Source organism: Methylobacterium sp. Leaf91 (assembly GCF_001422815.1).
Taxonomy (GTDB): Bacteria; Pseudomonadota; Alphaproteobacteria; order Rhizobiales; family Beijerinckiaceae; genus Methylobacterium.
The window spans coordinates 373,458-395,261 of record NZ_LMMP01000001.1; the positions used below are offsets into that span (position 1 = coordinate 373,458).

Consider the following 21,804-nt stretch of genomic DNA (forward strand, 5'->3'; position numbering starts at 1 on the left):
ATTGTGCGCTGGACGTTGCCCCATCGCCGATCTCGCGAATGACGGCAATTCGAGTGGTAATTGCGGATAGCAGCGCCGGAACGGCAATAGCGGCATCGGCATTGCTATCCAAAAGATAGTTCTTTGCCCGTGTGACCGCAGATGTCGAGAGTCTTTCCGCCTCAAACAGGTAGCTGTTTGCCAGTTCAGGATCGCTTGTTGTTAGGTACTGATGGACGTAAGTTTTAGCATCGCTTACGTCGGACTTGATATTTGATAGAATATTTCGATCGATATCGTTCCTAACTTCATCGACTGCCGCAAGTACCTTTTTGTTCAGCTCGACGATCTGATCGAGCTGCTCGCTCATTTCATCCAGGCGTTCCACGGTCGGATCCGTGTCTGCACCACCGAAGAGCTGGGTCAATTCTTTAGGGAGTTCGACACCAGGAATCAGCGAGACCAAGTTGACGGCTAGATTTGCAACGTTCAAGGCCGCGTCGAAATATTCGAACTTCAGCCCTTTGCTTACCGAATTAGCCATTGTATTTTCCCCCTCTTAATTAAATATTTCGAGAGGCATTAGCACGATGCGCGACAGACGCATATGAAGGGATTCTACTGTTGCGCTCGGAAGTCTTGGCGTAGCGTCTCATCGCATCGTTTGTGGCGCGATGTCACACTCCAGCCTCCCTTAGGATTGGTGGAGCCATGTTCCTATGTCGGCTTTCGAGCCCGACAAAAACTGCTTCTCACGGTGGTGTTGGGGCGGGACCTGTCTGTCCGTTCTACGGCTGGCTTGGGTGGATTGCGGATGGGTCGTCGGCGATAAGGTCGTGAGATGTGGCCTCATGACAGGCGCCGAAAATCTTCCAAGCGCGGCACGAGGCAGACGCCGCACTCTTCGATCTCGTCTTCTCCTCCGAAGAGACCGCTCGTTTCCTTCCGGCGTTCTCCGAGGGGGCGCAGTCAAGATGAGCGACTTTGCGCGTCCGCCATCCCAAAGGATCCGAATGCGGGTCGATGCCATCCGGTCTGCGGGACCGTTCACACCGATTGTGGCACCCGCGCCGTCATTCCGGAGCGCCGAAGGCGAGCCCGGCCCCGGAGGGCCGCGCCAGAGGCGTGCGAGCCAGATCCGCCGGGCGTGCCCTATCGAGCCCACGGAGCGGCTCTGGATTCCGGGCTCAGCGATGCGGCCCCGGAATGACGACGTGGCTTGTTCAGTGTCATGCCACATCCCGCTCACCCGAGTTCGAAACCCTGCCGCTATCCCGCCGCGTGTGGACATCGTTGCGCGGCGTCTGCATCACCCTCGTCCGCTCGTCATCCTGGGCTATGACACCCTTCCCCGCATCCCCCTGACTTCTTGAGACGAGGCCACGACCCTTGCGCATCCTGGCGATACGCGGCGAAAATCTCGCGAGCCTGGCGGCTCCCTTCTCCGTCGACCTGTCCGGCGGCCCCATCGGCGCCACCGGGATCTTCGCCATCACCGGCGAGACGGGGGCGGGCAAGTCGACCATCCTCGACGCCCTCTGCCTCGCGCTCTACGGGCGCTATCCGCGTGTCGCCACGAGCGGCCGCGAGCGCGCGCCCGATCCCGGCGGCGATCCCATCACCATCGGCGACGAGCGGGCGATCCTGCGGCGGGGGGCGACGGAGGGCTTCGCCGAGGTCGATTTCATCGGCCGGGACGGGCAGAGCTACTGCGCGCGGTGGTCGGTCTACCGGGCGCGCGGCAAGGCCAATGGCCGTCTCCAGAACAAGACGCGCTCCCTCACCCGGCTGGCGGATGGGGGCTCCGTCGGCGACAGCAAGGCCGGCCTCGTCGACGCGGCGATCTGCGACCTCACCGACCTCACCTTCGACCAGTTCCGCCGCACCGTCCTGCTGGCCCAGGGCGAGTTCGACGCCTTCCTCCTCGCTGCCGAGGGCGAGCGCGCGGAACTCTTGGAGAAGATCACCGGCACGGCGATCTATTCCGAGATCTCGAAACGGGTTCATGCCGGCACCGAGGCGGAGCGCGCCAAGGTGAAGGAGCTGGAGGCTCATCGCGACGCCGTCGGCCTCCTCGACGAGGCGGCGCGGGCGGAGAAACACGCCGAGCGGGCGCGGCTCTTCGCCGAGGTGGCGGAGTTGTCCGGCCGTCTGGCGGAGCTGAACGCGGCGCTGGCCCATGCACGGCGCATCGCCGACACACGGGGTCAGGTGGCGGCGGCCGAAGCCCGCCTCGCCCTGGCGCGCGAGGCCCTGGACATCCATCGGCCCGACAGCCTGCGGCTGGCCGAACTCGACGCGGTCGAGCCCCTTCGTGAGCCGGCGAGAAATGCGGCCAGGGCAGAGCGGGATCTCGCCGCCGCCGAAGCCGCCCTGGCACTGGCCCTGACGACACGCGGCGAGGCCGAAGCGCGGGCCGAAGCCGCGCGGGTGGCTCATGACGAGGCCGCCAAGGCGGACGAGGCGTCGGAAGCCGGGTTCAAGGCGCTCGGGCCGGTCTGGACCCGGGCGGCCGAACTCGACACCCGGATCGGCGAGGCCGCCACCGAATCCGCCCTTGCCGCCGAGGCGGCCGACGCCGCCAAGGCGAAGGCTCTGGAGGCACAGACGGCGCTGGCCCATCTGGATGCCAGTCACGCGGCGGCAGCGTCCGCGCGCAGCGACGTCGCCGCCCGGTTCGCGGCCGATACGGGCGGGGCTTTTCTCGCCCAACGGACGAACGAGGCCGAGCAGCTCTTCGCCAAGCGCGCGAGCCTCGGCGCAGAACTGGCCCAGGCCAAGGCCGATCTCCGCAAGGCCACGGACGAGGCCTCCCGCCTCTCGGCATCGATCGCCACGGGGGACCGGGCGATCACACAGGCGAAGGCGGCGCGGACGCAAGCGGCCGAGCGCCGGGCAGCGCTGAGCACCGATCTCGAACAGGTCGGCGAAGCCTCGGCACGGGCGCGCTCGGGCACGATCGACCGGCTCGCCGAGCAGCTGCGCGAGGCCCTGCCCCTCGCGCGCAGCCACGCGGAGGCGTCCCTCGCCCTTGAACGTGCCAGGACAGAGGCGGACTCCGCGAGGTCGGCCTTGGAGGCCGCGCGGCTCGCCGGGGAGGAGGCCGCCGCCCGGCAGGCCCGCGCGGTCGAGCTGCGAAAGGCCGTCGCCCCCCTGGCGGAGCTGGCCGAGGAGGCCGTCTCGCAGCAGGCCGCCCATCTGCGCAGCGTGCTGATCGAGGATCAGCCCTGCCCGGTCTGCGGCGCCACCGATCACCCGCATGCCCGGGACCAGGATCAGGATGGGCTCGGGCGGGTCGCGGCGGCGCTGAAGGCCCAACGTGCCGAGCAGGATGCGGCCATCGCCGCCGCCGGACAATCCCAGGCGGAGGCAGCGTCGGCACGCGCCGCCGCCGGTGCGAGGTTGAGCAATACCGAGCAGGCAGGGGCAGCCGCCATCGAGACGCTGGACCGCGCCACCGCCGCCTATGCGCTTCTCCACCCGCACCTCCTCGCCACCCATGGCGATGCGGCGGTCGGCGGACATGTCCCGGCGAGGCTCGATGCCGAGGCGGTATCCATGCTCACGGGCCTGATCGACGCCCTCAAGGTCGCACGCGAGCCGCTGCGGGCCGCGCTGGAGCGGGCCGGGACATTGCGCGGCGAGATCGACGCCGTCGCGACGCGGATCGAGGCCGGGGGCCGGGAGATCGAGGCGGCGGAATTGGCCTGCGTCGCCGAGCGCGAGGCCCTGCGCCTCGCCGAACTCACGGCCAACGGCGGGACGGTCCGCGTTTCGGGCCATACGGAGCGGCTCGATTCCCTCGCCCGCGAGATCGCGCCCTATCTGGCTTGCGCCGGCCTGTCGCTGGCCGATCTCGACCGGGACGGGGCCGGCGCGGCCAGGCGCGTGGCCGAGATCGCCGCCGCGCACCGCGCCCTCGACCGGCAGCGCGAAGAGCTCGAGCGGGAGGTCCAGGCCCTCGCGTCGCGTCGTGCCGGCGCGGTCGAGGCCCTGGGCTTCACCCGTGCCGCCGCGGACACGGCCGGACGCCAGGCGCTGGCCCGTTCCGAAAAGCTCGCCGAGCTGCGGGCCGAACGCGCGCCCCTCCTCGGCGGCGAAGAGACCGGCCTGCATCGGACCCGGATCAACGACGCGCGCAAGCTCGCCCGCGATGCGTTGAAACGGGCGGAGGAAGCCCGCGCCGCCGCCCTCGCCGCCCTCGCCTCGGCGGTGACGGCGGCCGAGCACGGGACCTCTTCCCGCGACGCGGCCCGGCACCAGCGCGAGGAGGCCGATGCCGCTTTTCTCGCCGCCTGCGCCCCGCGCAGCGTCGAGTCCGTGCGGGAGGCCCTCGCCCTCGCGCCGGAGATCCGCTCCTCCCTGCGCCTCGCCGTGGATGCGCGCATGGCGGAAGCCCGCGAAGCGGAGACCGCCCTCGCCACGCGGCGGGCCGACCTCGCAAACCTGCTCGACGCGCCCGAGATCGACGGGCCTGCCACGCAAGCGGCGGCGTCCGGCCTCGGCGAGACGATCACCGCCCATCAACAGGGGCTCGGCGCCATCACGGCCGATCTCGAACGGGACGACGCGGCGCGCCTGCGCGCGGCGGGGCTGGAGGCGGCGATCGCCGAGGCACGCGCCGACTTCTCTGTCTGGGAGGCGGTGAACGACGCCGTGGGCTCGGCCAGCGGCATCAAGTTCCGCCTCTTCGCCCAAGGGGTGACGCTGGAGCATCTGGTCCGGCTCGCCAACGAGCACCTGCTGGCCTTGAGCCCGCGCTACCGGCTGGTGCGCGGCGACCCGGCCAACCTCTCCCTCCACGTGGTCGACCGCGACATGGGCGAGGAGGTGCGCGCCACCCGCAGCCTCTCGGGCGGCGAGCGCTTCCTCGTCTCCCTCGCCCTCGCCCTTGCCTTGTCCGGTCTGGAGGGCCGCGATTCCTTCGTCGACACGCTCTTCATCGATGAAGGCTTCGGCTCCCTCGACGCCGAGACCCTCGACCTCGCCGTGGACGCCCTGGAGACGCTCCAGGGCCGTGGCCGCAAGGTCGGCGTCATCACCCATGTGGCGGCGATGATCGAGCGCATCGCCGTGCAGGTCCGGGTGGAGAAACGCGGCAACGGCCGCAGCGTGGTGAGTGTCGTGGAAGCTGGGGCGGGGTGAGGCCGGGTCTGGCCTGCGCCGTCCGGCTCCTCCAACGGCATGAGGGGTGGGACGCCGCCCAGTGGCGTCCCACCCCTTCCATTTTCGTCCGTCCAAACCCGACGACGTGTTGCCCTCGGGATCAGGCGGCCCGCACGGTCGCCAGGAAGCGGCCGACCTCGCTCGAGAGATACTCGGAGTGACGCGAGAGTTCGGACGCCGAGACGAGCACCTGGGCGGCGGCGGCTTCCGTTTCCTCGGCGGCGCCTGCCACGCCGGAGATGTTGTAGGTCACCTCCTTCGTTCCGGCCGCCGCTTCGGCCACGTTCCGCACGATCTCCTGGGTCGCCGCCCCCTGCTCTTCCACCGCGGAAGCGATGGCGGTCGCGACACCATTGATCTCCTGGAGGCGGCCTGCGATCTCGCCGATCGCATGGACCGTCTGCTCGGTGGAGCCCTGGACACGCGCGATCTGACCGGAGATCTCCTTGGTGGCCTGGGCCGTCTGGTTGGCGAGTTCCTTGACCTCGGCAGCGACGACGGCAAATCCGCGTCCCGCTTCCCCGGCCCGCGCCGCTTCGATGGTGGCGTTGAGGGCGAGCAGGTTCGTCTGACTCGCGATCGTCGAGATCATCTCGACCACCGCGTCGATGCGCGCGACGCTGCCGCTCAGTTCCTCCACGAGACGGCGGGTCTCGCTGGCCTCGGACACGGCGGATTGCGCGAGATTGGCGGAGCCATCGACCTGACGGCCGATCTCCTGCACGGACGATCCCAGTTCCTCGGCCGCGGCCGCGACGGTGTTGACGTTGGTCGCCGCCTCCTCGGCCGCCGCCGCCACGGTGGTCGACCGACCGGCCGTCTGCCTGGCGGCCGATGTCATCGTCTGGGCCGTGGCCTGAAGCTCCGTGGCCGACGAGGCGACGAGCCCGATGACACTGCTGAAGGACCTCTCGAAATCGTCGGCCATCGCCATCATCGTGCTCTGGCGCTCCCGAAGAGCGGCTTCCTTGGCGATCCGATCACGGTCGGCCACGTCGGCGGCTTTCTGGGCGACCATCGTCTTGATGCCCTCCACCGCTCTCCCGACCGCGCCGATCTCGTCGTTCCGGGCGGCGGCCTTGATCTCGGTGTCGATGTGACCGGCGGACATGTGCTCCAGAACCTTCACGAGACTTCCCAGCGGACGGGCGACCGTGCGTGACAGGAGCTGGCTGACGACGAGGGCCATGATGACCAGGGCCGAGAGCGTTGCGACGATCATCACGAACTTGAGGCGCTGGACGGGGGCGAACGCCTTGGCCTGATCGATCGACAAGGCGACGTACCATTCCATCGCGGGCGGCAGGTTGGGCACGCGAACGAAGGTCATGAGCGTAGAACGGCCCTCCTCCGTCACCTCCGTGAAAGCCGGTCCGATCGGCGGAAGGGGTCCGGAGACCAAGTCGGAAAGCGGCTTTCCGAGGAGTTCGGCCTTTGAATGGACGAGGATCTTACCGGTCTTCGAGACCAGGTAGGCGTAGCCGAAACCACCGATATCGACCTCGTTGATCATCTTCGAAAGGACATCGACACTGAAGTCGTTGCCGATCACGCCGAACAGCTCCTTCGTCTCGTCATAGACCGGCGCTGAAATCGTGATGGTCATTTCCTGGGTGCTGGCGGCAATATAGGGGTCCGTCATGGCGACGCCCCCGGCTTCGACCGCAGCCTTGAACCAAGGACGCTCGCGTGCATCGTATCCTGGCCTGATGGGGCCCTTCGGGATCTTCGTGTAATTCCCCCGGACGTCCCCGAAGGAACTGAGAATGAACGACTTGGTCATGGCCGGCGATCCCAGAACCTTGTCGATCTGACGGTCGTCCATTCCCTTGACGATCTGCTGGGTGGCCATTTCCGCCAAGTCGGATTTGCCGATCAGCCAATTGCTGACGTTCCGGGACGCGGCGTTTCCGAGATTGGTCGCGCTCAGCCTGACCGCCCTCTCGACTTCCTGAGACTGGCTCGTAAACAAGTATAGCGACAGGCAGATCAGGACCAGGAACAGGGAGATCACGATCGACGCCGTCGCTTTGGAGGCGACGCCGGAAAATCCTCCGAAGAGAGTATTGCGAGAGATCGCTGCTTTCACGGCCCTGTTAAGTCGCATTATATAGCCTATTCGTTGCCGTCTTACCCATGGAAGACTGCGCCCTCCATTTGCATGTGCAAGCGCGATATCGCCCACGAAGCTTAAGTATTAATTAATTCTTACTTTATGTGGCGGCTAATATTCGGCTATAGTCATCGGCTTGTTTGCAGACTGAAGAGAGCGAACAGGTCTCACCCGGCATTGCGGGGCTTTTATTGGTCATTGTGGAAGAGCAGCGAGAAATCGGCCGCCTTTCCCTGAGAGGCCCTTGGACAAGCGTCGGCGGCCGAGTGACCGGGCTGGAGGGCAATCGGCCGCCATGGCGAGATGGGGTTTGCAAGCGGACCATGCGGCATGAACGGCCTCATACCCGGTCTCACCGACCCTGACCCATAGGTCAGGATCAGTGAGATCCGGCGCACGACCGCCCCCGCGCCGTCGCGCGGGCAGGCCTCGATGAGTCAGACTCAGCGAGGTCTGTTCTCAAACGAAGAAACCCGAATCGACCTGCGAGACTCGGATATGGTCGAGCTCGACCGTGCCGCCGCCCGACAGGGTGAGCAGGGCATAGCCGTCGGAGGATCGGCCGACGGAATAGCTCTGCCCGGAGAGATCGATCCGATCACCGCTCGAGGCGCTGAAATCGAACAGCGTGTCGTGTCCCGAATGGATGTCGAAAACCGAGCGGTTGGCTCCCGCGCCGAGGAAGAACTGATCGTCTCCGCGCCCGCCGATCAGGACGTTGTCGCCCCTGTCGCCGATGAGAACGTCGTTGCCCCAACCGCCATAGAGCCTGTCGTTGCCGGCGCCGCCTTCGAGCCGGTCGTTGCCCAGGCCGCCGAGGAGCGTATCAGCACCGTCGTTGCCGTAGAGCCGGTCGCGTCCGGACCCGCCATTGAGGGCGTTGTCGCCCGCATTACCGCGCAACGCATTCGCCACATCGTTGCCAGTGGCCTTCGTCGCGGCATTGCCGATGAGGATCAGGTGCTCGACATTCTCACCGAGCGCGTAGGAGACGCTGCTCCGCACGTAATCGGTCCCTTGCCCGGCCCACTCCACCACCACGTCGCGCCCATTGTCGACGAGGTAGGTGTCGTTCCCGGTCAGGCCGAACATCTTGTCGGAGGAGAGACCGCCGTCGAGGCGATTGTCGGCCGTGTTGCCGACGATCCGGTCATGCCCGCTACCGCCGGTGGCGTTCTCGATCAGGGAGCGGAGGTCGCCCTGGTGCAGGAGCGCGTTGGCGACGTTGCCGACCGCAATCGCGTCACCGCCGCTATAGGCCTGGTGGTTCACGAGTTGCGCGGCGGAGAAGGTCGAGAAGGCCCCCGGGCGCAGATCCACGTCCAGGGCGGTCGCATAATTGGAGAGATCGTAGGTATCGCGGCCGTTGCCGTCCCAGATCGTCATCGAGATCTTGTTGGCGGTGGGAGCGGCTTGATCGATTCCGTCGATCGACAGCTCGCCGGTCTTGGTGTCCCAGCGATAGGTCGTGTTTCCGCTATTGGTTGCGAAATTGGCGCCGTAGAGAAACTGCAGGGCGGCGATGTCGTCCTGCATGTAGGTCTGCGGCTGGTTGAATCCCTCACCCTCGAATGAGACGCCGAGATTGGTCGGGTCGGACCGGTAGGTCATCAGGGACCAATCCTGTCCGTCCTTCTCCAGCGGAAGCGCCGCCGTACCGTAGCGGGGCGGGCTGCCGGCAAGGCCGAGTTCGGCATTCAAGGGCGCGTATGTATAATCCTGATGGCCATGCTTCAGGCCGAGCGCATGCCCGATCTCGTGCATGTTCGTTGCCTGCCCCCAGTTTCCCAGTGCCGGAACACTGTAGAACGGCTGGTCGGTATAGGTTCCGAACCAGACATCCCCGGCTTGGAGATTGCTCGACGGAAAATTGGCGTGGGCCGATTCTTCATCGATCCAAGAGGTCTGGCTGAGGCGCAGCTCGGCATGGGTCGTAGCTGTCTCGGTGATCTCATGGAACTTCAGGTTGGTGTAGGAGGCAACGAGATCGAGCGTGTAGCGCGTCGCGTCCTGCTGCTGTGGGTTGAACGGCAGGTGATAGACGGGGTCGCCACTCTGGTCCGGGACACTCCCCTTGGTACTCTCGTAGCCGGACCCTTCGTAGAAGCTCCCGCTCGTCGGAAAGCTGTAGGTCAGCGTGCCGATTGTCCATTTCGACCCGATCAGAACACCATCGATATGATCGTCGCCGGCGAAATGATACGTCCCGTCGCGATCCTGAAACTGAAGTAGCAGGGCTGTCTTACCGTCGCTGCGGCTGGCTTGTGCTGAACCCGGTACGGCCATTGTCTCGCGCCTTCACAATCGAGCATGATTGTTCGCGCCGTGATGGCCGGTCAGGGCGATGGCTCGCATCGACAGCGCTCAAGACTGGGTTCTTGAGGCTTTCCGGTTAAGACATAGCTTAACGACACTGAGAATGGTGGCCGGACAGGCTGATCTCCGAAGAGTTGCCAGGGGCAGGGCAGCCGGCCAAGAGGATGACGGCGCCCGGCTTTGAGCCGGAGCGCCATCTGGTCATCCGGCGGGTGGCGTCAGGATCAGCTTGCCGACGAAGGGGGCATCGGCATTACGGGTGCTGGTGCAGCCATAGGCGGTCTCGCCCGCCTTCATGGTCCGCAACCGCAGCACGCCCTTGCCGTTCTGCTTCACGGTGTAGCCCTTCTCGCTCATGACGTGGACGAGGTCGCCATCCGCGTGCAGCACCTTGGCGTTCTCGAACTGGCCCTCGGCGGTGATCGTTACGGGCGCGTTCGCCGTGCTGACGATATGAAGCTCCACATTCGTGTCGGCGGGCAGCCGCAACTCGGCCGGACTGCAGACGGGCTTTCCATTCTCGAGTGCAACCGTCAGCTCGACCGGCGGCATCGCATCGGTTGCCGGTGGCGCCAGAGGCTTGCTTTGGGAATAAGCCGGACCCGCAATGAGTACGGCCGCCGCTACGGCAAGGCTTCGACGAATCGTCATCATCTTTATTGGCTCCGTTACTTCGCATCCAGGCGGTGCGCAGCGTCATTCTGATAAGAACGACCACTCGCCCCTGTTCCAGGCTGCGACGAAGCGAGCCCCTGACCTGCGCTCAGACGGAGTGTCGGACCGATGGGGCGATGTCAGGCGACGAGGGGAGAGCGATCGAAGCCGGCGAGCAGATCCTGCGGGTCTCGATAGATCGCGATGCAGCCGGCCTTCGACAGGTCCGCAGCGGGGAAGCCGCCACAGAGGACGCCGATCGTCGAGAGGCCAGCTTTGGCCGCGGCCTCCGCATCGTAGGGCGTATCGCCGACCACGAGGATCGATCGAGGTTCGAGGGGCGCGAGTTTCTTCAGGGCCGATTCGAAGATGTCGGGATGGGGCTTGGAGCGCTCCACATCATCCGAAGACGTAACGACGTCGACGAGGTCGGCGATGCCGAGCAACTCCTGATAATGCTCGACTTCGTCCTTCTTGCCCGAAGACCCCAGGGCGATCCGTAGATCCGCTGCCCTGATCCGCTCGAACAAAGCTCTCACCCCGGGGAACGGCCGCACCCGATCCAGGTACTCGCGCTTGAACAGGTCGGAGCGGTAAGCCTCGATCGTCTCGCCCTCGCGAGCGACGCGATCCGGCGGCAGGAAGACCGGCATCAGCTCGTCGCCGCCCTTGCCGATCTGGCGCCGGACCAGAGCGGGATCGGTCTCCACCCCGAAATGGGCGAAGGCATCGACCCAGGCCTGGGCATGCAGGTCGACACTGTCGAGCAGCGTCCCGTCGATATCGAAAATCACTGCGCGCATTGGTAGCCCTCCGCGCCGACAACCATCGGGAGGATGCGCCGTTCCGCCGGACCGAGGCCAAGGACCGATGGATGGCGGTCGAAGGGGGGGTCGCGTTGCGGTCGAAACGGGGGCAGCGTTGCGGTATCCGACGCGCCGCCGCTCCCCTCCAAAATGGGTCAGAGCGTGGCGGCGTGCCGCCCCGATGCGCGAATAAGCATTATCATGCTATATATTATCCTTGGTGGACCGCGTGTATGGCATTTTGGTTCTTGACCGAAGTGAGCGCCGTTTGCCCAATGATGAGCCGTCACTGTCTCGACCCCCATGATCCCTACGCCCAGGCGGAAGTGCTGGTGACGTTCGAGGGAGTTTTCCCCGACATCCGCCTGTTATCGGCCATCGACCGGGAAGGTGACGACATCCTCTCGGATCTGATCGATGAGCAGAAGCGCGATTTGATCGATGAAATTGCCGCGTTCTATTACGAGGCGCGGTCGGCGGCCTGACCGTTCATCGCGCTTTGTTACTGGCTTCCGCTCAAAGACGCCTTTCGTACGATGGTCGGGCCGACTCTTCCTCGCGCGGCGTGCCGTCATACCCTTCCATCCAGGATAAACGCTCCTCGCTATCGCGAGGATAGGGACATGCATCCTTGGGATGGCCATGGATGCGGGCCTGCGCGCCCTGCTCGATAGGGTCGGGGCGCGAATGACGGATGTCGGCCATGGAACTGCCTCCGTGCTATGGGTGTGATCGATCAACTCGGACGAACCGGTCGATGATCCCGCGACCAAAGGGTTCTCTCAGCCCTTTGTCCCGTCGGAGTGGGGCGATGGCCAAGCCTGGCGCTCGGCGTCCACCCCCGCACCATCGGCCTTGCAACCCGCCGCCGGATTGTCCCTCTCGTCATCCTCGACCTTGCCGATCATCTGCTCGAGCAGCGGTGGCAGCTTCATCGCAGAGGCATCGAGGATGATGGCGGCATCGAGCAGCGCATGGATCTGCGCTTCGGGAATGGGTTGACTGGCGATCTGGGCGCCGAGGACACGGTCTGCCAGCTGGCCCGCGAGCCGCGAGACTTCCGACAGCCGACCAACCACATCCAGAGCGGTGGAAGAGGTATCCCGGCTCTGGTTCATGGCAGATGGTCTCCCCCGTCAGGTGCTCGACCCATGCCCCCACGCGCGGGACGCTTCTTGCCGGCTTCGCCGACCGTCAGCGCAAAGCCGCAGTGAAGGATCTGTCGATCGGGTTCAGGGATGTCATCCTGGGTCCGCGCATCTCGGGGGCGGTCAACTCGACATCGTCGAGTACCGCATTGGCGATCGCAACAAGGTCTTCCGCCGAAGCATCCAGCCGGGGACGGATGGCCTCGGCCAGACGCGTGACGAGGGTCTGCTCGACGCCCGGGTGAATCCGCGAATTCACCTGCCTGACATAGGCAGCCAGAACATTCTCCGCGATGTCGCGCGCGACCTTATCGGCTTCGGGTGTATCCTGCACGGAAAGCGTCCTGATGTTGGAGATCGGATCTTGCGAGGTGGCTCTTTGACGAGAGCCGGCCTCTGTCGCTTGGCTCGACAAGTCTCGAAACGACATCAGTGTTTCAGCAGGGTCTCGAACTTCTCCTCGGGCGGCAGCGTGTTCGAGAATTGCGAAAGGCGGCTCAGGCTGGGCTCGGTCAGACCGCCCGCATTCGCATAGGCGGCAAGTGCGAAGCTCACCAGCAGCTCCGCTTCCTCCTGCGTAACGGCACGTCCGCTCAAGACGCTCGCGGCTCCCCGCACCGCATGCACGGCCTGACCGAATGCCGGATCTCCCCTCAGCTCCGCGACACGTCTCGGCACCCTTCCCTCCTTCGGCTTCGTTCGCCAACGATCGCCTACCGGTGGCGGATCGCAATCGATCAAAGCGTCAGAATAGCCTTGGTTTCATCCGTCCCGAACGGCGCAGCACGAAAGGCCACGCCCGAATCGATCGGACAGCGAGTCAGTCGCTTGAACGATGAAGCAGGATCAAGAACGAGATAGGGTAGGGTGAACTTCCCAGGGCGCTCGCGGTGTTACCCGTGGCATGGCTCCTGGCAGTTTCAGGCTAGACTGGAAACCTAGCTAAGTGTTGGCGCGCCCGAAAGGATTCGAACCTCTGACCCCCAGATTCGTAGTCTGGTGCTCTATCCAGCTGAGCTACGGGCGCCGACCTGACCGGGGGAGAGTTGTGCGCTCCGCCGTCGGTGGGGGTGTCTAGAATCTCCTTTTCAGCTTGGCAACCCCTTCTCGACCGATAGGCGTACCTTTCTGCGATCCGCGTGATCGTGGGTGGTCGCGGGACGCCGTGTCGGTCATGCTCGTTGCACCTCACATCGCAGGAGACGCCCGACCCGTCATGACCACGCGCACCCCTTCCCTCTCCGGCGATGTCCTCGCCGCCATCGGCGGAACGCCGCTGATCCACCTGCGCAGGGCGTCGGACCTCACCGGCTGCACCATCCTCGGCAAGGCCGAGTTCCTCAATCCCGGACTGTCGGTGAAGGACCGGGCGGCCCTGTCCATCGTCGCGGATGCGGAGCGGCGCGGGTCGATCCGGCCGGGCGGCACCATCGTCGAGGGGACGGCGGGTAATACCGGCATCGGGCTCGCCCTCGTCGCCTCGGTCCGCGGCTACCGCACGGTCATCGTCATCCCGGAGACGCAATCGGCCGAGAAGAAGGAGACGCTGCGCCTCGCCGGCGCCCGCCTCGTCGAGGTCCCGGCCGTGCCGTTCTCCAACCCGGACAATTACGTGCATGTGGCGCGGCGGCTCGCCGAGCGCCTCGCTGCGACCGAACCCGCCGGCGCCTTCTTCGCCAACCAGTTCGACAACGTCGCCAACCGCCAGGCGCATGTGGAGACGACCGGCCCCGAGCTCTTCGCCGCGACGGAGGGGCGGATCGACGGTTTCGTCTGCGCCGCCGGGACGGGGGGCACCCTCGCCGGCACCGCCCAGGCCTTGCGGGCGCTCAAGCCCGGAATCACCGTCGCGCTCGCCGATCCAGAGGGATCGGCGCTACATGCCTATTACACCACCGGCACGCTGAAGGCCGAAGGCTCCTCGATCACCGAAGGGATCGGCCAGGGCCGGGTGACCGCCAATCTCGAAGGGTTCCGGCCGGACCATTCCTTCCGCATCCCCGACACGGAAGCCCTGGACATCGTGTTCGGGCTGATGCGCGAGGAAGGGCTCAGCCTGGGCGGCTCATCGGGGATCAACGTCGCCGGCGCGATCCGGCTCGCGCGGGTTCTCGGCCCCGGCCACACCATCGCGACCATTCTCTGCGACGGGGCGGCGCGCTACGCATCTAAACTGTTCAACCCGGCTTTCCTCACCGAGCGCGGGTTACCGGTGCCGGCCTGGCTCACGGAAACGGCGGGCGATCTCCCCGACTGGCGGGCCTGATACCGGACGGCAACGGGTGCGTCTCGTGACCGTCCGACCGTGCGGCTGGGGCTGAAATCGACTTTCCTGCAACACCGTCATCAATCTGCATCATCGTGACGCGGTCGCGTTGAACGGAATCGGCGGATGGACGTTGCACCGGTCAAGCTCAAGCAATGTTGGTTGGGCGTGACCGGAGTTTCTTTCCCATGACCCTGACCACCATCCTGCTCATCATTCTGATCCTCGCCGTCCTCGGCGGCGGCAACTTCCTCGGTGGCGGCGCTTATCGCGGGCAGAGCTTCGGTCTGGGCGGTATCCTCATCATCATCCTGATCGTGCTTCTGGTCACGGGACGCCTCTGACCGCACGACCGGACCGGCGGGGCGTTCCGGCGCCCCGCCGGCCATGCATCCGGGACAGCGCGATCCCTACGGACAGGTGAGGCCGACCACCGAGTCAGCCACCCTGGAGGCGACCGCGCCGAGGGTGGAACCCGATCCGCCGCTGGCCGCCCCCGGCGAGATGCCGTTCTCGGCCAGGAACGCGAAGGCCACGCGGCCATCGACCATCGGGTAGCTCATTGGCGGCGCCACACCGGCGACGAGACGGGGCGACGACGGATAGCGGGCGACGAGACCCGCCAGGGCTCCGTCCCGGTCGAGCACGATGGCCCCCGACGATCCGGGCTGTAGCGGCGCGGAGAGCCGATCCCCGCCAGCTTGGCCCGACGAGACGGCGATCCCCCCTCCCCCATCGGCCCCCAGGACCACGAGCGCGTCGCCCGGCGTCAACGCGCTCCCTTTCGAGGCCAGGGTGGCAACGCGGCCCTTCGCGCCGGTCCCTTCGAGAAGTGCCAGACCGCGGCCTAAATCCACCTTGACGATGCGTGCTGCCGCGCCGGCGATCCGTGGTGCCGCACAGGTCTCCAGGACCGAGGAGCTTGTCAGGACACGCCCCGGGGCGACGACGAGGCCGATGCCTGTCGTCACAGCGGCGCGGACCAGAGGCGGCAGGGCTTTCACCGCCGGAGCCGGCGTGGACCTGTCGAGTGTCCCACCGGGCTTGACCGCTACCTGGGCAGGAGCGGCATCGGCCGTCTCCGGGAACGGTACGAAGCTGTTGGCGACGGCGATGACCAAGCGGTCTACATCCGGCCCGAGGGCCTTGTCGTAGCCGATGGTGAAGCCGCGAACTCCCCCCGGGGCGGCGGCATAGCGGATGTAGGATTTGCCCGTCGCCGTCTCGCCGGTGACCACGAGGAAATCCGGCCGCTTGATCTTGTAGGTGACCTTGCGGTCAGAGCCCGGCGCGGTGATGCGGGCGAATAGGGCATCGAGACTGGTCTCCTCCGGGGCGAAGGATTTGGTGTCGAGGGTGACGCGGCCATCCCCGCTCTGCCAGCGGGTTCCGCCGGACTGAGGGATGCGCTTAGCGAGCAGCCGCTCGGGCACGCCGATCATGACGCCGCTCGCCGAATCGGGCTTCACGGTGAAGCGCGCCGCCTTCCGAGCCATCTCGCCGGCTGCGAGGATCGCCGCCCGCATCCTCGCGTCCGGGAAGCCGGGCGCCGGGTTGCCGGCACGCTTCTGGTAGGAGAGCAGGGCGTCATAGGTGCGGCGCCCAAACGTGCCGGTGATGACGCTGTTGTAGTCGCCGGTCCAGACCAGGGCGTCCTGCAGGCCCTTCCTGTCCGGCTCCGGCAGGGGCTCGAAGGCCGCCTTCGCCGCTTCGAAGGCGGGGTCGGCCGCCGGTGCCGCACGGGCAGGCGCCTGGGCGGGGCCTTGAGCCTGAACCGGCAGGACGAGGAGGGCCAGAGCCGCCGCAACCCCTGCGAATCGCGCGCGCTGCGTCATGGTCCACGCTCTCCGATGGCCTTTTGCCGATGCCGTTTGCGAAGGTGTGACAGAGGGATCGCCGGATTTCCAGCCGATCGTCAGAGCGAGCGCGTCATTGCGGCGCGCGCGCGAGGTGCTAGGGTCCGGCGCGGCACCGAGGGGGGATCGGATGCCGCCGAAGACGAGGTGGGCGATGTCGGGATCAACCAGGCTCGGGCGCGCGACCGCCCATTTTTCCATAACCGTCTTTGCCAGAAGCGTTCTCGCCAGTGCTCTGGCGCTCGGCGGTCTGGTCGCGATGCCGGCTCTCGCCCAGGCGCCCGACCGTCCGGTGGCGCGGATCGCACCCCCGAAACCAGCGCCATTACCCAAGGCTTTTCAGCGTGACGCGCTGGCCAGTGACGGTTTCCGTCTCGAGGCGACGTTGCGGTCGGAGGCCGCCCCCGGTCCCGCCAAACCGGCGGCCAAGCTGCGCGCCGAGGGTGAGGCCCTGGTGGAGGCCGAGAAGCCGGCCGATGCCCTCAAGCCCCTCGCCGGGGCCATTGCCGCCGATGCGGGCGACCCGCAGAACTGGATCGCCTATGCCCGCGCTGCGAGCACGGTGGGCAATGACGACCAGACCGGGGACTACTCCTTCCGCCAGCGCCTCCGCGGCCAGGCTCGGGCAGCCGCCTATCAGGCTTACTTGAAGGCACGCGGTGCCACCGCCGAGGCCGAGGCCCTGGCGACATTGGGCGAGGTCTATGCCGATGAATCCGAATGGCGGCCCTCGCTCGAGGCCTACCGCGCCAGCCTCGCGCTCGCCGACGATGCCACGGTGCGCGAAACCTATGAGGGTCTGCGCGCTGAGCACGGCTTCCGCATCCTCGACTACAAGGTTGATTCCGACGCCGCCGCCCCGCGCGTCTGCTTCCAGTTCTCCGAAAGCCTGGCCCCGAAGACCGATTTCACACCCTTCGTCGCCGTCTCGGGCGCCGCCAACGCCGCCGTCACCGGCAATGGCCAGCAGATCTGCGTCGACGGGCTGAAGCATGGCGAGCGCTACGCCTTCATGCTGCGCTCGGGCATCCCGTCCTCCGTGGGCGAGGCCCTGCTGAAATCGGCCGATTACGAAGTCTACGTGCGGGACCGTTCGCCCCAGGTGCGTTTCACCGGGCGCAACTACGTCCTGCCGCGCACCGGACAGGCCGGCGTGCCGCTGGTCTCGGTCAACGCGCCGAAGATCGACGTGGAGGTGCTGCGCATCGGCGACCGTGGCCTGCTGCCGTCCCTGCGCTCGGAGGAGTTCCTCGGTCAGCTCAGCGGCATGACCGCGAAGACCATAGCCGATCAGAAGGGCAGCCGCGTCTGGAAGGGCACGCTCGATACGGCCAAGGCCGAACTGAACCACGAGGCCATCACTGCCTTTCCGGTGCTGCAGGCGGTCGGCAAGCTGGAGCCCGGCATCTACATCATGCTGGCCCAGGCCAGCGGCGTCGCCGCCTCCACGGACGAGGATGGCGGCTACGAGGCCCAGGCCACGCAATGGTTCGTTGTCTCGGATCTCGGCCTCACCGCCTTCAAGGGCCGCGACGGCATCCACGTCTTCGCCCGCTCGCTTGCCAACGCGAAGACGGTTCCCGGCGCCGAAATCCGTCTGGTGGCCCGCAACAACGAGGTGCTGGCGACGAAGAAGACCGACGGCCAGGGCCACGTCGCCTTCGATCCGGGCCTCGCACGCGGCGAGGGCGGGATCGCGCCCGGCCTCGTCGTCGCCCAGCTCGGCGACGATTACGGCTTCCTCGACTTCTCTCAGAGCGCCTTCGATCTCACCGACCGGGGCGTGAAGGGCCGTCCGCAGCCGGGCGCGGTGGAGGCCTATGTCTTCCCCGAGCGCGGTGTCTATCGCTCCGGCGAGACCGTTCAGGTTACGGCCTTGCTGCGTGACGCCGCCGGCATCGCCGTGCCGAACCTTCCCCTCACCCTGGTGGTGAAGCGTCCGGACGGGGTCGAGTATCGCCGCGTCCAGGTCGCCGATGCCGGCCTCGGCGGCCGTGCCCTGCCCCTCGCCCTGATGCCGGGCGCGATGCACGGCACCTGGCGGATCGCCGCCTATACCGATGCGAAGGCGCCACCTGTCGGCGAGGCCACGTTCCTCGTCGAGGATTACGTGCCCGAGCGCCTGGAGGTCACCCTCACCCCGAAGAGCCCGACCCTGACGAAGGGCGAGCCCGCGACCATCGACGTCGCCGCGCGCTACCTCTACGGCGCGCCGGGCTCGGGCCTCGACGTGTCGGGCACGGTCCTGGTCCAGGCCGCCGCGACGAGCGGGATCAAGGGGCTCGACGGGTTCTCCATCGGCCTCGATGACGAGAAGGTGGAGGCGACCTCGGCCGAGATCGAGGCCAAGGCCACCACCGACGCCAAGGGATCGGCGACCGTGACGGTGCCGGTCCAGGCACTCAGCGCTCCGCGCCCCACCGAGGCGAAGATCACGCTGCAGGTCGGCGAGCCGGGCGGACGGGCGCTGAGCCGCAGCCTCACCTTGCCGATCTTGCCTTCCGGCCCCGTCCTTGCCATCCGCAAGAATTTTTCTGGCGACCTCGCGGAAGGCGGTGTCGCCACGTTCGACGTGGTCATGGCGAGTCCCGACGGACGGAAGATCCCACAGAACGGCGTCGCCTGGACCCTGTCCAAGGTGGACCGGAACTACCAATGGTACCGCGAAGGCGGGCGCTGGTCGTTCGAGCCGGTCACCTCGACGCGGCGCATCGCCGATGGACGGCTCGACCTCGCCGCAGACGCGCCGGGCCGGGTCAGTTCCACGGTCAGCTTCGGTACCTACCGCCTCGAAGCCCTGGCCACCGGCCGGCCCGAGGCCACGGTCAGCGTCACCTTCACCGTGGGCTGGGGCGGATCCGAGACCGCGGACGTGCCCGATCTCCTCGACCTCAAGCTCGACAAGCCGAGCTATGCCGCTGGCGAGACCCTGCGGGCGCGCCTCCAGCCGCGCTTCAAGGGCACGGCCACCCTCGCCGTGGTGAGCGACAAGGTCCACGACATCCTCGACGTCACGGTGTCGGACAGCGGGACCACCGTGGATATTCCCGTGAAGGCGGAATGGGGGTCGGGCGCCTATCTCGTCGCCACCGCCTACCGGCCCCTCGACCAGGCGGCCAAGCGCCTGCCGGGCCGGGCACTGGGCCTCGCCTGGTTCTCGGTGGATACCGACAAGCGCAGCCTCTCCGTGACCGTAGGGGCGCCTGCGACCACGCGGCCCCGCGAAACCCTGACCCTGCCGATCCAGCTCGCTGGTCTCTCCTCCGGCGAGGAAGCACGGATCAGCGTGGCCCTGGTCGATGTCGGCATCCTCAACCTCACCCGCTACGAATCGCCCAATCCCTTCGGCTATTTCTTCGGCCAGAAGGCGCTGGGACCGGAGATCCGCGACCTCTACGGATACCTGATCGACGGCATGCAGGGCACGCTCGGCGCGATCCGCTCGGGCGGTGACGGCGGTGCTGCGGAACTCTCCGATTCTCCGCCGACCCAGGCGCCGCTGGCGCTCTATTCCGGTGTGGTCCGCGTCGGCCCCGATGGCCGGGCCAGCGTCGACTTTCCCCTGCCCGCCTTCAACGGCACCGGCCGGGTGATGGTGACCGCCTGGAGCAGGGCGAAGGTCGGCTCCGCGCAGGCCGACGTGATCATCCGCGATCCCGTCGTGCTCACCGGCACCCTGCCGCGCTTCCTCAATGTCGGCGACCGCTCGCGCTTCTTCATTGCCATCGACAATGTCGAGGGACAGGCCGGCGATTATATCGTGGATCTCGACCTAACCGGCCCGGTCCTGGTCTCGGCCGGCGCGGTCCACAGCACCATGAAGCTGGAGGCCGGCGCCAAGGGCTCCCTGGTGATCCCGATCACCGCCGCCGGCCCCGGCCTGTCGCGGCTCGACGTGAACCTCTCCGGCCCCGGAATTACCGGCACCGTCGGCCAGAGCTTCTCGCTGAATATCGGCCCCGGGACCGGAGCCCTGGTCCGCCGCTCGGTGAGTTCCCTCGAACCCGGCGCCACCATGCAGGTGACGGGCGACCTCCTCGCCGACATCCTCCCCGGCACCGGCTCGGTCTCGGTGACGGCCTCCTCGCTCGCCGCCCTCGACGTGCCCGCCCTGCTCCAGGCACTGGACCGCTATCCCTATGGCTGCTCGGAACAGACGGTGAGCCGGGCGATGCCGCTCCTCTACGTCAACAAGCTCGCCTCCCTCGACAGGCTCGGCATCGACGACAAAGTGGACGAGCGAGTGCGCGAGGCCATCGACCGCGTGCTCTCGCGCCAGGACGCTTCGGGCGATTTCGGCCTGTGGAGCGTCGGGGGGTCGAGCGACGTCTGGCTCAACGCCTACGTCACCGACTTCCTGACCCGCGCCCGTGAACGCGGATTCGCGGTGCCGCAGACCGCCTTCGCCAATGCCCTCGACCGCCTGCGCAACACCGTAGCCAACACCACGGAGGTGCGTGACGGCGGCATGGACATCGCCTACGCCGCCTACGTGCTGGCCCGGAACGGGCGCCCGGTGATGGGCGACTTGCGCTACCTCGCCGACACCAAGCTCGGTGAGTTCGCGACCCCTCTCGGACGCGGCCAGATCGCAGCCGCCCTCGCCCTTCTCGGCGACCGGGGCCGCGCGGCCAAGGCGTTCGAATCGGCGGTGACCGCGCTCGGATCCGCGCGCGACACCTCGACCTATCGCGCCGATTACGGCTCGCGCCTGCGCGACGGGGCCGGCCTTCTCGCTCTCGCCGCCGAGACGGGCCTCGCCCGCGAGACGATCCGGCCGTTGGGTCAGGTCATCACCCAGGAGCGGGCCAGCGGACGCCTCACCAGCACCCAGGAGAATGCCTGGATGGTGCTTGCCGCCGAGGGGCTCGCCAAGGACGCGGAAGCGTTGAGCTTCAGCGTCGACGGCACGCGGCAATCGGGCCCGGTCTCGCGGCTCTACCGCGCCCCCGCCCTCGACGCGAGGCCCGTCACCATCACCAATGACGGGACGGGCGCCGCCCAGACGGTGGTGAGCGTGTCGGGCAATCCCATCGCGCCGGAGCCGGCGGAATCACGGGGTTACTCCATCGAGCGAACCTATCATCGCCTCGACGGCACGGTGGTGGATCTCACGCAAGGAGTTCGCCAGAACGACCGCCTCGTGGTGGTGCTTAAGGTGGCCGAGGCCAAGGCCAGCGCCGGCCGCCTCCTGCTGGTGGACCGCCTGCCCGCCGGGCTGGAGATCGACAATCCGAAGCTCCTCGATTCCGATGCCCTGGCGGGGCTCGCTTTCGCCAAGTCGGACGTGCAGCCGGTGAGCACCGAGTTCCGCGACGATCGTTTCGTGGCGGCCTACGAGCGCAGCCCCGAGCAATCCGCCTTCTTCACCGTGGCCTACACCGTGCGGGCGGTCTCACCCGGCACCTATGTCCATCCCGGCGCCACCATCGAGGACATGTACCGCCCCGAACGCTTCGGCCGCACCGCCTTCGGTTCGGTCGAGGTGAGCGCGAAGTAG

Annotated in this window: 14 protein-coding genes and 1 tRNA gene; 5 read left to right on the forward strand and 10 right to left on the reverse strand. The window is 67.1% G+C overall.

All coding sequences use genetic code 11. The annotated features are described in order from the left end of the window. Nucleotides 1-1,368 precede the first annotated feature (1,368 nt). Nucleotides 1,369-5,124, forward strand: a complete 3,756-nt coding sequence (locus ASF32_RS01635; protein WP_056422663.1) for an AAA family ATPase — start codon at nucleotides 1,369-1,371, stop codon at nucleotides 5,122-5,124. Nucleotides 5,125-5,245: 121 nt separating this feature from the next. Here the strand turns inward: ASF32_RS01635 and ASF32_RS01640 are convergent, their stop codons facing one another. The 4 genes from ASF32_RS01640 to ASF32_RS01655 all read right to left on the reverse strand — a co-directional run bounded on the left by ASF32_RS01640 (nucleotide 5,246) and on the right by ASF32_RS01655 (nucleotide 11,031). Next, nucleotides 5,246-7,159, reverse strand: a complete 1,914-nt coding sequence (locus ASF32_RS01640) for a methyl-accepting chemotaxis protein (protein ID WP_244478195.1) — start codon at nucleotides 7,157-7,159, stop codon at nucleotides 5,246-5,248. Between the two features lie 558 nt (nucleotides 7,160-7,717). Beyond that, nucleotides 7,718-9,544, reverse strand: a complete 1,827-nt coding sequence (locus tag ASF32_RS26785) for a M10 family metallopeptidase (RefSeq protein ID WP_056422670.1) — start codon at nucleotides 9,542-9,544, stop codon at nucleotides 7,718-7,720. A 231-nt stretch (nucleotides 9,545-9,775) separates the two neighbouring features. After that, the gene (locus tag ASF32_RS01650; RefSeq protein ID WP_156467635.1) at nucleotides 9,776-10,228 is read right to left on the reverse strand and encodes an anaerobic typically selenocysteine-containing protein; all 453 of its coding nucleotides are present in this window, start codon (nucleotides 10,226-10,228) and stop codon (nucleotides 9,776-9,778) included. Nucleotides 10,229-10,368: 140 nt separating this feature from the next. Next, nucleotides 10,369-11,031, reverse strand: a complete 663-nt coding sequence (locus ASF32_RS01655; protein WP_056422673.1) for an HAD family hydrolase — start codon at nucleotides 11,029-11,031, stop codon at nucleotides 10,369-10,371. A 236-nt stretch (nucleotides 11,032-11,267) separates the two neighbouring features. On the opposite strand from ASF32_RS01655, the gene ASF32_RS01660 reads away from it, so the two are divergent. Further along, nucleotides 11,268-11,519, forward strand: coding sequence for a hypothetical protein (locus ASF32_RS01660; protein ID WP_348271418.1), 252 nt, complete (start codon nucleotides 11,268-11,270; stop codon nucleotides 11,517-11,519). A 31-nt stretch (nucleotides 11,520-11,550) separates the two neighbouring features. On the opposite strand, the gene ASF32_RS24250 is transcribed toward ASF32_RS01660, so the two are convergent. The 5 genes from ASF32_RS24250 to ASF32_RS01680 all read right to left on the reverse strand — a co-directional run bounded on the left by ASF32_RS24250 (nucleotide 11,551) and on the right by ASF32_RS01680 (nucleotide 13,209). Next, on the reverse strand, nucleotides 11,551-11,739 hold the full coding sequence (locus ASF32_RS24250; protein ID WP_082470600.1) for an Rmf/CrpP family protein: 189 nt from the start codon (nucleotides 11,737-11,739) through the stop codon (nucleotides 11,551-11,553). A 77-nt stretch (nucleotides 11,740-11,816) separates the two neighbouring features. Then, nucleotides 11,817-12,152: a hypothetical protein gene (locus ASF32_RS01665; protein WP_056422679.1), complete on the reverse strand. Its 336-nt coding sequence runs from the start codon at nucleotides 12,150-12,152 to the stop codon at nucleotides 11,817-11,819. Between the two features lie 76 nt (nucleotides 12,153-12,228). After that, nucleotides 12,229-12,516 (reverse strand): hypothetical protein, encoded by a 288-nt coding sequence (locus tag ASF32_RS01670; protein WP_056422682.1) that lies wholly within the window; start codon nucleotides 12,514-12,516, stop codon nucleotides 12,229-12,231. 95 nt (nucleotides 12,517-12,611) lie between these two features. Beyond that, nucleotides 12,612-12,860 (reverse strand): hypothetical protein, encoded by a 249-nt coding sequence (locus tag ASF32_RS01675; RefSeq protein ID WP_056423291.1) that lies wholly within the window; start codon nucleotides 12,858-12,860, stop codon nucleotides 12,612-12,614. A gap of 272 nt (nucleotides 12,861-13,132) precedes the next feature. After that, nucleotides 13,133-13,209 (reverse strand) — tRNA-Arg (locus ASF32_RS01680). Nucleotides 13,210-13,398: 189 nt separating this feature from the next. On the opposite strand from ASF32_RS01680, the gene ASF32_RS01685 reads away from it, so the two are divergent. Continuing rightward, a complete protein-coding gene (locus ASF32_RS01685) occupies nucleotides 13,399-14,448 on the forward strand; it encodes a cysteine synthase A (RefSeq protein WP_056422687.1) in 1,050 nt (349 codons plus the stop codon). Nucleotides 14,449-14,636: 188 nt separating this feature from the next. After that, nucleotides 14,637-14,792, forward strand: coding sequence for a hypothetical protein (locus ASF32_RS25030; protein ID WP_018046049.1), 156 nt, complete (start codon nucleotides 14,637-14,639; stop codon nucleotides 14,790-14,792). A 66-nt stretch (nucleotides 14,793-14,858) separates the two neighbouring features. Here ASF32_RS25030 and ASF32_RS01690 read toward each other — a convergent pair whose 3' ends face one another. Continuing rightward, nucleotides 14,859-16,283: a serine protease gene (locus ASF32_RS01690; protein ID WP_056422690.1), complete on the reverse strand. Its 1,425-nt coding sequence runs from the start codon at nucleotides 16,281-16,283 to the stop codon at nucleotides 14,859-14,861. A gap of 280 nt (nucleotides 16,284-16,563) precedes the next feature. Between ASF32_RS01690 and ASF32_RS01695 the strand changes: the two genes are divergently transcribed. Next, nucleotides 16,564-21,804, forward strand: a complete 5,241-nt coding sequence (locus ASF32_RS01695) for an alpha-2-macroglobulin (RefSeq protein WP_244478224.1) — start codon at nucleotides 16,564-16,566, stop codon at nucleotides 21,802-21,804.

Coding starts and splice junctions, on each gene's coding strand:
- ASF32_RS26785 (WP_056422670.1), bottom strand. CDS start 9,544: ATGGCCGTACCGGGTTCAGCACAAGCCAGCCGCAGCGACGGTAAGACA.
- ASF32_RS01650 (WP_156467635.1), bottom strand. CDS start 10,228: ATGATGACGATTCGTCGAAGCCTTGCCGTAGCGGCGGCCGTACTCATT.
- ASF32_RS01655 (WP_056422673.1), bottom strand. CDS start 11,031: ATGCGCGCAGTGATTTTCGATATCGACGGGACGCTGCTCGACAGTGTC.
- ASF32_RS01660 (WP_348271418.1), top strand. CDS start 11,268: ATGGCATTTTGGTTCTTGACCGAAGTGAGCGCCGTTTGCCCAATGATG.
- ASF32_RS24250 (WP_082470600.1), bottom strand. CDS start 11,739: ATGGCCGACATCCGTCATTCGCGCCCCGACCCTATCGAGCAGGGCGCG.
- ASF32_RS01665 (WP_056422679.1), bottom strand. CDS start 12,152: ATGAACCAGAGCCGGGATACCTCTTCCACCGCTCTGGATGTGGTTGGT.
- ASF32_RS01685 (WP_056422687.1), top strand. CDS start 13,399: ATGACCACGCGCACCCCTTCCCTCTCCGGCGATGTCCTCGCCGCCATC.
- ASF32_RS25030 (WP_018046049.1), top strand. CDS start 14,637: ATGACCCTGACCACCATCCTGCTCATCATTCTGATCCTCGCCGTCCTC.
- ASF32_RS01690 (WP_056422690.1), bottom strand. CDS start 16,283: ATGACGCAGCGCGCGCGATTCGCAGGGGTTGCGGCGGCTCTGGCCCTC.
- ASF32_RS01695 (WP_244478224.1), top strand. CDS start 16,564: ATGCCGGCTCTCGCCCAGGCGCCCGACCGTCCGGTGGCGCGGATCGCA.